The organism is Erwinia sp. B116 (assembly GCF_002865965.1).
Classification (GTDB): Bacteria; Pseudomonadota; Gammaproteobacteria; order Enterobacterales; family Enterobacteriaceae; genus Erwinia.
The window spans coordinates 1-632 of the sequence record NZ_JRZZ01000115.1; the positions used below are offsets into that span (position 1 = coordinate 1).

Sequence of the window (632 nt, forward strand, 5' to 3'; positions counted from 1 at the left end):
CCTTCAGATCCAAAAACACGCCCCTCATCTCCCATAGAGGTTAAGCGATTAATTGCCATAATTGCAGTATTTTTCAACCCGTGATAATCATGATCGACTGTGACCCAATGTCCAGGCCCTTCTTCCTTTTCCTCACGTGGAAATTCAATTTTCATTTTACCTGGAATTGATGAATAAAGCGGTGCTGTTTTTCCTGTTGAGTCCGATACCCCCTCAAAAACATCACCCTCTGGTGAGGTAACTTTATATTTAGTAAAAGGCTTAACCTCACCAGTCTCCGCATCTTTGATAGTGAAGGAACCTGAATATCCTTTCGGAAAAGTCACTGGTGGCGTATCTAAACTGGCAGGTCCCGTCTGATTAACATTGGTCGCTTTCAGCAAAATATTCCGCGGACATCCCAGTTCAATATTCCCACCGCTGAGTTTTATATAAGCACCACCGCAACTTAAAATCAGTTCCTTGCTGGCATTAACCCTCATGCTTCCCTGACCACTGGTGACAGTGATATCCTGTAATGCTGAGACATTCATGGCATCCGCTTGTGCCTGAATATCAACCTTTCCTGCCCCTGCATACATTTTCATTCCTGCAGCCTGTGCAAACAAACTTACAGCTTCGCTTGCAGCTAC

The 632-nt window shown here is 44.5% G+C and carries 1 protein-coding gene; it reads right to left on the minus strand.

The genetic code is table 11. From position 1 onward, the window contains the following. The coding region (locus tag NV64_RS22830) for a DUF2345 domain-containing protein (RefSeq protein WP_233209089.1) at positions 1-632 on the minus strand (632 nt) is incomplete at both ends.